The sequence below is a fragment of the Paenibacillus sp. EPM92 genome, from assembly GCF_016586185.1.
In the GTDB taxonomy this organism is placed as follows: Bacteria; Bacillota; Bacilli; order Paenibacillales; family NBRC-103111; genus Paenibacillus_G; species Paenibacillus_G validus.
This window is the reverse complement of the sequence record NZ_BCPS01000103.1, coordinates 36,282-50,346: the sequence shown is the minus strand read 5'-3', so window position 1 is coordinate 50,346 and position 14,065 is coordinate 36,282. Positions and strand designations below refer to the sequence as shown.

Annotated in this window: 11 protein-coding genes and 1 pseudogene; 9 read left to right on the top strand and 3 right to left on the bottom strand. The window is 53.1% G+C overall.

Going from position 1 to position 14,065, the window contains the following annotated elements:
- Positions 1–85: 85 nt before the first annotated feature.
- Both JMF85_RS25685 and JMF85_RS25680 read right to left on the bottom strand, forming a co-directional pair.
- The gene (locus JMF85_RS25685; RefSeq protein ID WP_201319232.1) at positions 86–1,648 is read right to left on the bottom strand and encodes a L,D-transpeptidase; all 1,563 of its coding nucleotides are present in this window, start codon (positions 1,646–1,648) and stop codon (positions 86–88) included.
- 117 nt (positions 1,649–1,765) lie between these two features.
- Entirely contained in the window at positions 1,766–2,878 is a 1,113-nt protein-coding gene (locus tag JMF85_RS25680) for a GGDEF domain-containing protein (RefSeq protein WP_141335223.1), read from the bottom strand.
- A 129-nt stretch (positions 2,879–3,007) separates the two neighbouring features.
- Between JMF85_RS25680 and ytxC the strand changes: the two genes are divergently transcribed.
- The 5 genes from ytxC (at position 3,008) to JMF85_RS25655 (ending at position 7,813) form a co-directional block, all read left to right on the top strand.
- Entirely contained in the window at positions 3,008–3,931 is a 924-nt protein-coding gene (gene ytxC, locus JMF85_RS25675) for a putative sporulation protein YtxC (RefSeq protein ID WP_127608216.1), read from the top strand.
- 322 nt (positions 3,932–4,253) lie between these two features.
- Positions 4,254–6,191 (top strand): threonine--tRNA ligase, encoded by a 1,938-nt coding sequence (gene thrS, locus JMF85_RS25670; protein WP_141335221.1) that lies wholly within the window; start codon positions 4,254–4,256, stop codon positions 6,189–6,191.
- Between the two features lie 167 nt (positions 6,192–6,358).
- Positions 6,359–7,039, top strand: coding sequence for a 3D domain-containing protein (locus tag JMF85_RS25665; protein ID WP_201319231.1), 681 nt, complete (start codon positions 6,359–6,361; stop codon positions 7,037–7,039).
- A 60-nt stretch (positions 7,040–7,099) separates the two neighbouring features.
- Entirely contained in the window at positions 7,100–7,258 is a 159-nt protein-coding gene (locus tag JMF85_RS25660; RefSeq protein ID WP_201319230.1) for a hypothetical protein, read from the top strand.
- Between the two features lie 165 nt (positions 7,259–7,423).
- Positions 7,424–7,813 (top strand): hypothetical protein, encoded by a 390-nt coding sequence (locus tag JMF85_RS25655; RefSeq protein WP_174817585.1) that lies wholly within the window; start codon positions 7,424–7,426, stop codon positions 7,811–7,813.
- Between the two features lie 91 nt (positions 7,814–7,904).
- Here the strand turns inward: JMF85_RS25655 and JMF85_RS25650 are convergent.
- Positions 7,905–9,196: pseudogene (locus JMF85_RS25650) on the bottom strand (ammonium transporter).
- A gap of 239 nt (positions 9,197–9,435) precedes the next feature.
- Here JMF85_RS25650 and JMF85_RS25645 point away from each other — a divergent pair.
- The 4 genes from JMF85_RS25645 (at position 9,436) to JMF85_RS25630 (ending at position 14,048) form a co-directional block, all read left to right on the top strand.
- Entirely contained in the window at positions 9,436–9,852 is a 417-nt protein-coding gene (locus JMF85_RS25645; RefSeq protein ID WP_127608328.1) for a YugN family protein, read from the top strand.
- 229 nt (positions 9,853–10,081) lie between these two features.
- The gene (locus tag JMF85_RS25640) at positions 10,082–11,668 is read left to right on the top strand and encodes a S1C family serine protease (RefSeq protein ID WP_201319229.1); all 1,587 of its coding nucleotides are present in this window, start codon (positions 10,082–10,084) and stop codon (positions 11,666–11,668) included.
- Positions 11,669–11,818: 150 nt separating this feature from the next.
- Positions 11,819–12,511 (top strand): response regulator transcription factor, encoded by a 693-nt coding sequence (locus JMF85_RS25635; RefSeq protein ID WP_127608326.1) that lies wholly within the window; start codon positions 11,819–11,821, stop codon positions 12,509–12,511.
- 1 nt (position 12,512) lies between these two features.
- A complete protein-coding gene (locus tag JMF85_RS25630) occupies positions 12,513–14,048 on the top strand; it encodes a sensor histidine kinase (RefSeq protein ID WP_127608325.1) in 1,536 nt (511 codons plus the stop codon).
- Positions 14,049–14,065: the final 17 nt, after the last annotated feature.

Here is a 14,065-nt window from a genome sequence, read left to right as displayed (position 1 = left end):
TTTCTTATTGGCTTCCTTGTCAGCATGTAGACTGATAAGGAAGCTAACAGCGAATCATAGTTCCGCTTTTTGATCTTTTCATCCTTCAGCCCAGCCAATGGAAAAGATTGCCTTTTGCGGTTTCAACCGGCTTCAGCGGGCCGCTTTGCGACCGTGCACCAAGCAGCAGCGCCTCTGTAAGCGCTGGCGTAGGAGCCGTAGAGTCTGCTGCGACTGCAGGCGCAGGAGCCCAAGCGTCCGCCGCGGCGACGTTCGCGCTTGCTGTGCCGCCAGGCTCTGCCGGCACAATCACAACCTGCGCCCCGCGCGGGGTCAGCGGATAAAGCGAAGCCATCTCTTCGTTGCTCAGGCGGATGCATCCGAGCGAGACGCTGCGGCCGATCGAAGATACGTCCGTGGTGCCGTGAATGGCAATGCTGCCGAGGCTAAGCGCTGCGGCGCCGTATACGCCGGGGGAACGTCCTTCGGGCTCGATAACGCGGTTGCCAACCGTGAATGAGCCCGTCGGCGTAGGCGTGCTGTCCGAACCGAGACCGATGCGGTACCGGGCGATCGGCCTATCGCCGGTTCGCAGCTCCAGCGAATGCTGCGCGGCTTCGACGACCAGCTGTACGGGCGTATACGGAATCGGCTCGTCTCCTGGTTCCGTGTTCGGGTAAAACATGCGCTCCGCATCCGCCGCTTCACGGTCGTAAACCCAGCCGCCCGATCCATTAAAAAAGGTTCGGACCAAGGCCGAACCGGATTGACCTTCCGCGGGAAGGAAGCTCATATAATTGTTGGGGTAATCTTGCAGCAGATCGTCAAGCCGGGGCGGTGCGGTGCCGTGCTCCGATATATAAGCGTTCAGTGCTGTGCGGACAATATTCGCTCCGACCGCTGTCAATTCCGGATGAACAAACCGGATTTTCACCGCTTGATCGATCGCCGGATTGTACTCTGCAACGACGAAAGCTTGCCGCTTCCAATCATCATTCGTCAGAGGCACCGCTTTCTGCTCCGCACCGGCTGCCGAGGAGGCGATTCCATAGATGACAATATGCGCGTTAGGGTAGGCTTCAGCAAGCTTTATAGCTTTTTGATGAAGCGCATCCTCGACTTTACGGTTCGGCTCGCCGTGCGGGAAGTGCAGGAGAAACGGCTTCTCGACGCTCTCATAGGTGACCGATTTTCCAACGGTGAAGGGTGATAACACGGTGACGGCTTTGGATATCGCGGACGGTGCAAAAAAAATGAACAGCAATGCGATGTTGATCATGAACAACGTCATAACGAGAACCTTGAGGAATAAAGGAAAGGCCCGTTCCGCCCGCTGCTCCGGAGTTGGTCCGGCGATCGTTCCCGAAGCTGTAGCTGCACCCGCTGCCGCGTTCTGTTCCAGACGGCGAATGGCCCCGGACGCTTGATAATAATAAGGGGAGGGATAGACCTTCATCGATTGTTTGTAGTGGTAGAGCGCTTTCGATTTCAGTCCTTTTTGATCAAAATGCTGCCCTAACCGGTAATGGGCTTCAGGTGAATGCGGATCGAGGTAGCGGATCACCTTCTCGTGATATTTGGGATCATGGCGGTTGACATACAAGTTTTTATGCAGGTGTACCAATTGTTGTGCCGCGGGAGACGGAAATCGGCCTTGCGACTGCTTCATGACGAACCTCCTTCGACGAGAAGTTATACCATGAAACAAATTGTATCATGAATCATAGAAATGCTCAAATAAAATACATTATGTATCATATAAATCAAAAAAAGACCCCTGCATCCATCACGATGTTAGGGTCATCGGCTCATCTTGATAAATCTCCAGGCGATTGCGTCCTTTGTGTTTGGCCCGATACAGAGCGGTATCCGCTTTGCCGAACAACTCTTCCTTCGCGCACCCTCTTCGAAACTCGTAAAGCCCGATGCTGATCGTCACTTGATTGCCGTTCAGCTCTTCGTGGCGAACCGCAGCGATGTGGTGGCGAATTCGCTCCAATTGACTTATGGTATCCGTTACATCGGTTTCTGTAAACAGGATGGCGAATTCTTCGCCGCCGTAACGCGCAGGAAAGTCATTGGGAGATACCGAGCGCTGCAGGATGCCGGCGACCTTGCTTAAGACGGCGTCTCCTGCCCGATGCCCGTAGGTATCGTTTACTTTCTTGAAGTGGTCGATGTCGAGGAGCGCCAACTGAAACGATAGCTCGCTTTGTTCGCCTTGGCGGATCAGCACCTCTAAATACTCGTGGAACGACATATGATTGTATAAGCCGGTAAGCGCATCGGTTTTTGCCTGCTTATCCATCATTATATTTTTGACAAGCAAGTCTTGTTCGGAGGCAAGAGTGGAGCGTAAATCTTTGAGCAAATCGGTGCCGCGGCTCATAATTTCCAGTCCGACGAAAGCGCCGATCAATAAAATTAACGTCATCGCAAAAGCGTCGAGCCACCCGTACTGCGTCGTCTGACGAAGCAGCAGCGCATACAGGCCATAGTATGTAAATAAACTGACGCAAAAAGCAAAAATGACTTTGCGCCTTTGGAAATAAAAGACGGAAGTCAATATCGGCAGAAACAGTGTCGTAAGCGTCGGGCTGACCAAAGGAAAAGCGGAAATCAGGTTCGCGGAGAGGAGGGCGCCGCCCAAAATAATGATGTAGTCGCTCCATTGCTTCGACAGGCCGTATGCCGCTTCAACGACTAAAAGCCCGATACAAGTCCACAGCGCATGCAGACCGACACGAGCGACTGTAAAATCGATAGCATTCGTAAAGCGACCGAACCAGGCAATGATAACCGTGGCTGCAATGGACAATACAGCCATTCCCCAATAACCGTTCAAGATCCTCCGGTTCCAACGCGGTAATTTCACATGATTAACCACATCGAAAACCATAAGGCTTCACTCCATAATTCTGTGTAAATCTCATATATTACTATACCACGGACGCTTGTTATTTGTATATATGAGACTCAGGGGCCATATACTTTAAAGGAAAGCAACGGCCCGAAAGGAGTGGATGGCATGAAGCTGTTAACGGTGTTTGCATCGAAGCGCACGGAACTGCAGGCGGATCTCCTCAGCCGCGTATTGACGCGTTCCGGCGACCTGCTACATAACGAAAACAAAATCCATATGACCTTGGAACGGCGGCAAGGGTTGAGCGCGATTGAAATCTCAGGGCGGCTCCCGGCTTTTGAGTTAAAGAAGGATGGGAAACGCGTTTATGCCGAGACGGCTCAAGCGCTGGCGGAATACATTATTGGCGAAGAAGAGCCCCTGCTGCTTCGCAAACTGATACGGGACGAATATCACTACAAGCAAGAGCAAGAATTGGACCAAATTCTAAGCTATTGCGAGCAGTTGCTGGGTTCCAGAAGCGAGAACGATCCGGAGAAAAGGGCGCCTTTCCTGCGGCGCAAAGCGTTGATCGCTTCGGAAATCGCGGATTATATTCAGGAGCAAACCGAACTGCATTTGGACGGATTTATTCGCTTTCGTCTGCAGGCTTATAAGCAAGAGCTGCACGATATCGTCGAATATGCGGTCGATGAATATGTGATGGACCGGCAGTATCAGGAATTCATTTCATTGCTGCAATATTTTGTCTATATACAGGAAGCGAAGATTCCATTCGTACACTTGATTCATAAAGGCGGCAGTGAATTCATGCTGCTGAATGACCGGATGGAAAAGATCGACACGGACGATCCGGAGACCGTCGTGACGGTAGAGCTGCTGGAGAAGGATATGAACTTCGAAGACATGATCGTCAGCACGCTGATCACCGTATCTCCGCAGAAAATCTATATCCACACACGCGAGCCGGAAACGCAGGTGATCAAGACGATTTCGCAAATTTTCGAAAATCGGGTGGAGCTGTGCGGGTATTGCCGGTTATGCCAAAACCTTGACCATTCGACCGCCGCTGAATATAATAAAGGCTAAGGCAACGATCAAAGACATGAATGGTTGAAGCGCCGCCCAGAGAGAGGGAACCCGGCTGAAAGTCCCTTCGGAACGATTTCGTCCATTTACCCCTTTGTAGCCGTGAGATGGAACGGCGTCAGGTCAGGCGTCCAGTATATGTCACCGGGTCATTCCCGTTACCGAATGCTGGAGGATCCGCAAAGCGAAGCAGGAACGGTTTCAATACCGAGCTGCCCAAAGCGTCTGAGCGGATTGAATTAGGGTGGAACCACGAGCTAAGCGCACTCGTCCCTTTCGGGAGGAATGCGCTTATTTTTATTGGATATGGAGGATGAACAAGATGGCAGTTAAGGTAACTTTTCCGGACGGAGCGGTTCGGGAGTATGAGAGCGGCATTACGGTAGAAGAAGTGGCGGCTTCCATCAGCAGCGGGCTGAAAAAGAATGCGGTCATCGGCAAAGTGAACGGAAAGCCGGTCGATTTAAATACGGCAATCGAAGAAGATGCGGCGCTTGAAATCGTTACGCTCGACAGCGAGGCCGGGATCGAGGTGTACCGTCACAGCACGGCGCACCTGATGGCCCAGGCGATCAAACGGATTTACGGCGACAAAGCCGTGAAGCTGGGCATCGGTCCGGTCATCGAAGACGGATTTTACTACGATATCGATATGGAGACTTCCTTAACTCCGGACGATTTGACCAAAATCGAGAAAGAAATGGAACGCATCGTGCAGGAGAACTTGCCGATCCGCCGTCGCGTCGTCAGTCGTCAGGAAGCGATCGCCATTTTTAGCGAGCTTGAGGATCCGTTGAAGCTGGAGTTAATTCGCGATTTGCCGGAAGATTCCGTCATTACGATTTACGATCAAGGCGAGTTTTTTGACTTGTGCCGCGGTCCGCATTTGCCTTCGACCGGCCGTATCAAAGCGTTCAAGCTGCTTAGCGTGGCCGGCGCTTACTGGCGCGGCGACTCCAAGAACAAAATGCTGCAGCGCATCTACGGAACGGCTTTCCCTAAGAAGGCTGAGCTTGACGAGCATCTGCATCTCTTGGAAGAAGCGAAGAAGCGCGATCACCGGAAACTGGGCAAGGAGCTGAATATTTTTACGTTCAGCAACGAGGTCGGACAAGGCTTGCCGCTTTGGCTGCCGCATGGTTCCAAAATTCGCCGCACGATGGAACGTTACATCGTCGATTTGGAGGAGCGCCTCGGCTACCAGCACGTCTATACGCCGGTTCTCGCCAACGTTGAGCTATATAAGACAAGCGGACACTGGGATCACTACTCGGAAGATATGTTCCCCAAAATGGTGATGGACAACGAGGAGCTTGTGCTTCGTCCGATGAACTGTCCGCACCATATGATGGTATACAAAGCCGAAATGCGCAGCTACCGCGATCTGCCGGTCCGAATTGCCGAGCTTGGCACGATGCACCGTTACGAAATGTCAGGCGCTTTAACAGGGCTCCATCGGGTGCGCGCCATGACGCTTAACGATGCGCACATTTTCTGCCGTCCGGATCAAATCAAGGAAGAGTTCGCACGCGTCGTCAACCTGATTCGTCACGTGTACGAAGACTTCGGGATTAAGGATTACCGTTTCCGCTTATCCTACCGCGATCCGAAGGATACGGAGAAATATTTCCCGAACGACGAAATGTGGGAAATGTCCCAGCGCATGCTGCGGGAAGTCGTGGAAGAGCTCGGGTTGCCGTTCTTTGAAGCCGAGGGCGAGGCGGCCTTCTACGGACCGAAGCTCGATGTCCAGATCAAAACCGCACTCAAGAAGGAAGAGACGCTCTCTACCGCGCAGCTCGATTTCCTGCTGCCGGAACGCTTCCAGCTCGAATATGTAGGTACAGACGGTCAAAAGCATCGTCCGGTCGTGATTCACCGCGGCATCATCTCCACGATGGAGCGTATGACCGCCTTCTTGCTGGAGAACTTTGCCGGCGCATTGCCGACTTGGCTGAGCCCGGTGCAGGCGAAAGTTCTGCCGGTTTCCGGCAACTTTGACGCTTACGCCAAAGAGGTGCAAGAGAAGCTGCAATTGGCCGGCGTGCGTGTGGAGGCCGATCTGCGAAATGAGAAGCTCGGCTATAAAATTCGCGAGGCGCAGCTTGAGAAAATTCCTTACATGCTCGTTGTCGGCGAGAATGAAGTGCAAGCTGGCGGAGCATCCGTCCGTAAACGCGGCCAAGGGGACTTGGGCGCGCAAAGTCTGGATCAAGTCATCGCGATGATCCAAGAAGACATCCGCACCAAACAGGTTTAACTTCTATCGGCGCTGAAGCCAGCCCCGGCAAGCCTCATCCTTAGGGATGAGGCTTTTTTGCGTTTTGACGTTAGTCCCGGCCTCCTAGCGATATTTGGAAGAGTAGCGTATAGAACCTCCCCGCAATGGACAGCCTTTTATATTAAGGGGAGGTTTTAAAAAAACTTATGTTACCTAGAACCGCAAGCCATGCAAAATGGATTTGTTTCATCGCGTTGATGCTGTCCGTATTGATATGGTTTGAAAATAAGCGACAGCCGTCCGTCTTACCTGAAAGCGGACGATCGACGCGAGTCGAAGCCATTACGGCTTCCGCGCCGAATGTTCTTGCTTCATCCAAAACGACGACGGTTACCCATTCCCAGCCAGAGAGCAAGCCTGTAACGGCCGCTAATAACGCCGAGGCCGCGGCAAGCCGACAACAAAACTACAAGCTGTTTCCGCATCAACGGCAGGATCTTACGAAACTGACGGCCGTTCAAGTAACGGCGACGGGCTATTACGCAGGTAGAGAGTCGACCGGCAAAAACCCGGGCCATCCCGAGTACGGTGTAACCTATTCCGGGCTCAAGGTGACGCGGGATCACACCTCTTTTTCTACGATTGCCGCCGATCCGCATGTATTTCCGTTAGGTACGGTGCTGTACATTCCGGGTTACGGCTACGGCGTCGTCGCCGATACCGGCAGCGCCATTAAAGGGAAGCGAATTGACTTGTATTTCGAGACCAAAGATCAAGTGTACAAAGAATGGGGCAAGAAAACATTGAATGTATTTGTCGTCAAAAAAGGCGGCGGCAAAATTACCGAAGCGCTATGGAACCAGCTCAAGGAAGAGCTGCTGCTATAAGTTTCCATCATAACCCACCTCCTTTCGGACCATACTATGGTTGTCAGGGAGGTGATAGCGATGGCCACTAACAAACAAAACAACAAAATTCAAAACCAAAACCAAAAGTACAACGCTGAGTTTTCCGAAGAAGTAGGGGCTGAAGCAGGGTCTGCTGCTGCTGAGAACAACGCGAAGAATGCCGTGCAAAACCGAAAAGTAAATGAATCTCAAAAATAAAGCAAGTATACTTCATACAACAACGGAGACTTGGACGCTTAACGTCCAGGTCTCTTTTTTAGTGTTTTTTCGCTTATGTTAAATTTAATGTTTTCAAAGGCTGTATTTTAGTGTAAAATAAATCTATTGTTATGAATGTTAACATATTAGGACAGGTGATGTTTCATGATTAACGCTTTGCTGACAGGGAACTCGATGCGCGTAAATAAGCGAAAAGCGGCTGAGATATACCCTTTTTTAGAAGCTTACATCGCTCATAGAGAGGCGCAAATCACGGAAATCGAGCAAGCGATCGGACGTTATGAGAAACGGCGTGCAATGGAAGAACGAAGCTATCAGTCTATGTCAGCTTTTCGTCGTATATTTGCGGGTAAAAAGCCGGATCATCATCTTGCCGTCGAATACATTCATTATGTGAAGAAACCTATGGAACAAATTCGATCGCTGCGTCTGGAGGTCGAGCAAGCCCGTGCCATCTTGACCGAAAGTCAGCCTACCGACTTGATCGACGTTAGCGAAGAGCTGGAGAAAGAACTGCAATCGAAACCTGTATAGATCGTAAGGGTTAGCGCTTCTGTCGCGAGACGGAAGTGTTTTTTTGTTGCGAGGGAAACCCGAGGCTGTCTTGCGGCAGCCTCAGGTTGACTTATCGATTTTTAAGCTGTTTCAGCTCGATGAAATCGTGCTCCTGGCTGTAGGCCGGGACGCCGTGGATACCGACATCGAGGCCGACGAGTTCTTCGTCGCGGCTGACGCGGATGGGAACCATTTTATTGATCAGCTTGAAGGCGATCCAGGTCATGGAAAAGCCCCAGATGATGATGACGACTAAGCCGAGCGCTTGAACGCCGAGCAATTGGAAGCCGCCGCCGTAGAACAAGCCGCTGTAGCCTTGGCCGATGCCTTCCGTCAGTTCAGGCTGGGCGAAGAGTCCGACGGCGAGCGCTCCCAGGCTGCCGCTAACGCCGTGAACCGCGAACGCGCCGACCGGATCGTCGATCCGTCTCGATTCAAGAAATTCGGTTGCGAATACCATGGCGATCCCGCATACCGCACCGATCAGGATCGCCGCCAAGTCGCTGACGAACGCGCAGCCGGCCGTGATGCCGACGAGACCCGCTAACGAGCCGTTAATGACCATCGGCGGGTCCGCTTTACGGTAGCGGATCATCGTAAACAGAATGCAAGTCGCTCCGCCGGAAGCGGCCGCAAGCATCGTCGTGACGGCGATGTGGCCGATCGAACCGTTGGTTGCGCTGAGCGTGCTGCCCGAATTGAACCCGAACCAGCCGAACCATAAAATAAAGGCGCCGACGGAGGCGAGCGGCAAGTTGGACGGCGGCACGATGTTCGCCGCGCCGCTTTCCGAAAACTTGCCGATCCGCGGTCCGATCAGGATCGCCGCGGCCAAGGCTGCAAAGCCGCCTAAAGCGTGGATGGTGGCCGAACCGGCGAAGTCAATCATGCCGAGGCCGCCGAGCCAGCCGCCGGCGCTCCATACCCAGTGTCCGGCAATCGGGTAAATAAAACCTGTCATGGCAACGGTGAACAAGATGTACGCATGAAAATTGATCCGTTCCGCCACCGCTCCGGAGACGATGGAGATGACGGCGATGACGAATGCGCATTGGAACAACCAGTACGTATCATGCGTAATCGTAAGCTGAATATGGGAAAGATCTCCTCCCATGATAAAGCCGGTCGTTCCGATCAAGCCGTGGAAATCTTTGCCATACATGAGTCCGAAACCGAAAAAGAAAAAATAAGAGCCCCGAAGGCAATGTCGACGAATACCTTCATGATGATGCTGACGGCGTTTTTTTGCCGAACGAACCCGGCTTCCAACAAAGCGAAGCCGCCTTCCATCAACAAGATCATGGCAGCGGTCAGCACGACCCAGATCGTATCCAAACCGCTCTGTATGGCGGTTAAATCCATGAACGTTCACTCCTCTTTTTACTCATTGAAGCGTTTTCGTTCCTCATTATAAGGTTCTCATGACAACAATGTCAACGGAATGCGTTAGATTAATTTACATACGCAATAATCCGTCAACGAACCCTGTTCCGCGGCTTGGACCCGAAAAATGATTGAACCGGGCGATGAGCATATTTTTACCGGAAAACGTTCATCCTATCTAGGAGTTTGGGTATGAATTTTTTTGCGGAGGGGATCCCATGGTTCCATTGGAGTCGACGCTGGTCGGACGCGAGGAAGCTTTCAATCAGGTCCGGCAGTATTTAAATACGAAGGAGTTCTCGCTCGGCGGGAACTGGGATTACGACCACGGTTATTTCGATCGGTATTTGGACGAAGCGCACAAGGTGTGGCTGCGCATACCGTTCCAGGTGACCCACGGGGTGCTCGACGGTGATAATGAATCGACGACGGCGGTTATTGAGATTGGCTCCCCGTTTGTGCTGAAGCACGTGTACAATGAAGGCATGGATAAGAACGCCCAGGCCGGTTTCGTGACGTCGTTGGTTAACCAATTTCAAGATCCGCTCGACAAAAACGCTCCGGTGGAGGACAAATGGGTGAGCCAAGCGAAGACGCTGCTGAAAGAAGTGGAGAGCGGCTGGCTTCCCCAATGAAATCGAATGGCTGCTCGAAGACCAAGGCTGAGCCCTCTGGTCTTCTTTGGGCTGACTATCTCTCGGGTGAACGTCTCCCAGGAAGTATACATACTTTTAACTCCGTTTTAGGTTTCTTTAAGGTTTCTTTAAGGTTCGACGTGCAATATGTGAATCAAGGGGAACGAATCCTCCAGCAGCAGTTGCCATTATATCAATCTCGTAGTTTGAGAAACGGAGGGCATGGAAGATGGATCAAAACAACAATAACAACAACAACAATAACAACAATTATAACCCGTTTAACGATTTCTTCCGCAAGCCGGAAGAGCGGGAGCGGCGCGAACAGACGACAAGCGATAATGAGGGGGCGAAAACTAGCTTGCCGGAAGAGACGGAAAGCCGCTCTTCGCACTATTTCGCTTACGGTCCTTATAAACCGAAGGCTTCGACTTCGGATTCAATGGCCGGCGACAGCGTCGGTTCCGCTCCAGTCGAAGTGACGCCGCCCAAACCGGTTCGTTCTTATTATACAAACGAGAGCGCTGAGCAGCCGTCTGCCGGTCAATGGCAGTTCGGCAAGCCGCCGAAGAAGAACAGCGGTTTCCGGGGCTTGTTCATCTCGTTCATGGCGGGTGTGCTGGTCGTCGGCTCGTTGATGTTTGCCTCGGACCGCATGAACCTGTTCACCGGCGCGCAAGGCGTGATGGCCGGTAACGGTTCGGGCTCGACAGGCTCGGCGTCGGCAGGCTCCTCGAACAATGGCGGGGTGAAGCCGACCGCGCTCGATATGTCCCGTCCTAACAACATCTCGGGAATCGTCGAACAGGCGAGCCCTGCGGTCGTGAAGATCGAGACGAAGGTGAAGGCGAAGAGCTCTTCGAGAGGCGGCAGCTCGCTCTTCAACGATCCGTTCTTTCGTCAATTTTTCGGCGACGACTTCGGGACGAACGGACAGCAGGACAATTCCGGACAATTGCAGCCCGGCGGGATGGGAACCGGTTTTATCTTCGAGAAATCCGGATATATTCTGACTAACGAGCACGTCATCGAAGGCGCGGACGAAATTTGGGTATACGTGCAGGGTCACGAGAAGCCGTTCAAAGCCGAACTGCTCGGCAACAGCTACGATCTCGACCTCGCCGCGCTGAAAATAACGCCGGAAAACGGCAAAGAATTCCCGGTTCTGCCGCTCGGCAGCGCGGACGATTTGAACGTAGGCGATTGGGTCGTGGCGATCGGCAACCCGTACGGCTTTGATCATACGGTCACCGTTGGCGTCTTGAGCGCGAAAGAGCGTCCGATCAGCATCCCGGATCAGAACGGCACGCGCGATTACAAGCATTTGCTGCAAACCGACGCGTCGATTAACCCGGGGAATTCCGGCGGCCCGCTGCTTAACCTGAACGGTGAAGTGATCGGCATCAATACGGCGGTTAGCGCACAAGCGCAAGGCATCGGCTTTGCGATTCCGACAAGCACAATCTCTTCGGTTCTTGACAACCTGAAGAACAATGTGAAAATTCCGAAAGAGCCGGCTCCGTATATGGGCATTTCCATGCAGGATATCGACAAGGAATGGATTGCCGAGCTGAAGCTTGAAAATAACGAAGGCGCAATCGTCGCGCAAGTCGAGCGTAAGAGCCCGGCCTTCAGCGCAGGGATTCGTCCTTACGACGTCATCGTCGAATTGAACGGCACGAAAGTGAAGACGTCTTCGGAAATCAGTGAAGCAATCAAGAAAACGAAGGTTGGCGATAAAGTAAGCCTGGGCATTATGCGGGACGGCAAGAAGCAAGTCATTGAAGTAACGATCGGCAACCGCAATGCGGAATAATATGCCGTAAGCGCAAGCTTGCAAGGGAAAGAAGCAGGGCAACGTATGCAGAAAAGCCCTGCTTCTTTTTTTGCGTGAAGACGAGCTGGCACCATTAGATTCGGCAAGCAAATTCCGTTACAATAAAGGCAGAGGCAGGTGTATACCGAAATGAGAGAAAAAATATTAGTCATCGACGACGATGAGAAAATTACGTCCATGCTCCGCCGCAGCCTGGCTTTCGAAGGGTACATGGTGTTTACTGCCAATCACGGCATGGACGGCTTGAAGCAAATACTGGAGAACGAGCCGGATGTTGTCATCCTCGATGTCATGATGCCGCAGCTCGACGGCTGGGAGGTCGTCAGACGCATTCGCGAAGGCGGCTCCGATGTGCCGGTGCTGATGCTGACCGCGAAGGATGAAGTGTCCGATCGGGTAAAAGGTCTCGATTTGGGAGCGGACGATTATTTGGTCAAGCCGTTCGCGCTCGAGGAGCTCTTAGCTCGCGTTCGCGTTCTCCTGCGGCGCAAAACGTCCGAGAAAGCCGAGACCCAGGCGAACAAGCTGCAGTATCAGGATGTGTTCATGGATCTCGATACGCGCGAAGTGTTCCGGGGCGGCCAACGGATCGAGCTGACGACGAAGGAGTTCGATCTGCTCCACCTGTTCCTGCAAAATCCGCGCCGCGTCTTGTCCCGCGATATCATTATGGAAAAAATATGGGGATACGACTACAGCGGAGAATCGAACGTGCTGGAGGTATATATTGCGCTGCTTCGGCAAAAAACGGAGGAGTACGGGCATAAGCGCCTGATACAGACCGTGCGCGGAGCGGGTTACGTGCTAAGAGGAGAAGGCTGACATGTCGATACGTCTGCGCCTGACGTTATGGTACACCGGGATACTGACGGCTACGTTGCTGATCCTGGCGTTGGGGCTTTATTTTTTCATGAACTACATTTTGTTTAGCGGCATCAAGACGGAATTAAAGGACGAGGCGAATTATGTGCTTCAACGGGTCCGGGCGCTGCCTACCGTATCGTCGCAAGGCTTCAGCTTCAATTTCGAGCTGGAGGGACGAAACTCGATTCGCAGCAGCAAGCTGCTGGTACAGATCGTCAATTTGCAGGACGGGCGTAAATTTCGCGCATCGGACTTAATAGAAGCGGGCATCGAATTTCCGGATGTGACGCCGTCTAAAGTCAACTGTGTGCTTGCCCAGGAATGCGTGTTCGACAAGGTGAAAATCGACGGATACGACTTTCTCGTTTACAACGCGCCGGTGTATCCAACCGCGTTCTTCGGCCCGAAGGACCAGCCGATCGGCATGCTGCAGGCGGCTTTCTTCGTTGGGCAATCCGAACGGGTGCTCGTGCTGCTGCGTTTGGTGCTGACTTTGTCCATGCTGCTTGTGATCGTGCTCGCCGCCTCGATCGGGTGGTTTCTCGCGAGGAAGGCGCTGCGCCCGATCGAACAGGTCATAGCGGCGACCAATCAGATCGAGAAGGGGGCGGATCTGCAGCGGCGCATCGAGTATCAGGGGCCCGGCGACGAAATCGGCGTGCTGATCGAAACGATCAACGGCATGCTGGGCCGGCTTCAGGGCGCTTACGCCGAGCTGGAAGAAGCTTATAGCGCGCAGCGGCGGTTCGTCTCGGACGCGTCGCACGAGCTGCGGACGCCGCTCACGACGATTCGCGGCAACGTCGAGCTGCTCGAGAAGATGTGGAAGCAGATGATGCAGGCAGAGCCGTCGAATTTGCCGGCCGTGGAGCTCAGTCTGGAAGCGATGCGCGATATTTCCGGCGAAGCGCAGCGGATGTCCAGGTTGGTTAATGACCTGCTGGCGCTCGCGCGGGCGGATGCGGGCTTCCAGATCGAGAAGCGGGAGCTGGCGGTGAAGCCGCTGCTGGAAGAGGTGGCGCGCAAAGCTCAGATGCTTCCGCGCTCAGCCGAATGGATCGTGGGAGATTTATCGCCGGCCGAGGATATTTCCATCTACGGCAATCAAGATTATTTGCAGCAGCTGATTTTCATTTTCATCGAGAATGCGTTCAAGTACACGGAGCACGGCTTCGTGCGGATGGACGCGCTGCGTCACGGCGGGCAGGTCGGGATTCGTATCGCAGACACGGGAATCGGCATGGAGAAAGAGGAAGTGCCGCATATCTTCGAACGGTTCTACCGGGCGGACGTGTCGCGTGGACAAAAAACCGGCACCGGTCTAGGCTTGTCGATCGCCAAGTGGATCATTGACGAGCATCAGGGGTCCATCGAAGTAACGACGAGCAAAGGCGAAGGGACGACGTTCGTGGTCTGGTTTCCGGTTGCCCACGGATCGGGGCTCGAGGGCGGTCGGGAGAGCAGCCATTCCATCGGTGAGGGGAATGAGGTATAATAAAAATAAAGACTATT

Excerpts from the sequence above, each read along its gene's own strand:
- JMF85_RS25665 (WP_201319231.1), top strand. The coding sequence starts at position 6,359 with ATGTTACCTAGAACCGCAAGCCATGCAAAATGGATTTGTTTCATCGCG.
- JMF85_RS25660 (WP_201319230.1), top strand. The coding sequence starts at position 7,100 with ATGGCCACTAACAAACAAAACAACAAAATTCAAAACCAAAACCAAAAG.
- JMF85_RS25630 (WP_127608325.1), top strand. The coding sequence starts at position 12,513 with ATGTCGATACGTCTGCGCCTGACGTTATGGTACACCGGGATACTGACG.
- JMF85_RS25645 (WP_127608328.1), top strand. The coding sequence starts at position 9,436 with ATGGTTCCATTGGAGTCGACGCTGGTCGGACGCGAGGAAGCTTTCAAT.
- JMF85_RS25655 (WP_174817585.1), top strand. The coding sequence starts at position 7,424 with ATGATTAACGCTTTGCTGACAGGGAACTCGATGCGCGTAAATAAGCGA.
- JMF85_RS25635 (WP_127608326.1), top strand. The coding sequence starts at position 11,819 with ATGAGAGAAAAAATATTAGTCATCGACGACGATGAGAAAATTACGTCC.
- JMF85_RS25640 (WP_201319229.1), top strand. The coding sequence starts at position 10,082 with ATGGATCAAAACAACAATAACAACAACAACAATAACAACAATTATAAC.
- JMF85_RS25685 (WP_201319232.1), bottom strand. The coding sequence starts at position 1,648 with ATGAAGCAGTCGCAAGGCCGATTTCCGTCTCCCGCGGCACAACAATTG.
- JMF85_RS25680 (WP_141335223.1), bottom strand. The coding sequence starts at position 2,878 with ATGGTTTTCGATGTGGTTAATCATGTGAAATTACCGCGTTGGAACCGG.
- ytxC (WP_127608216.1), top strand. The coding sequence starts at position 3,008 with ATGAAGCTGTTAACGGTGTTTGCATCGAAGCGCACGGAACTGCAGGCG.
- thrS (WP_141335221.1), top strand. The coding sequence starts at position 4,254 with ATGGCAGTTAAGGTAACTTTTCCGGACGGAGCGGTTCGGGAGTATGAG.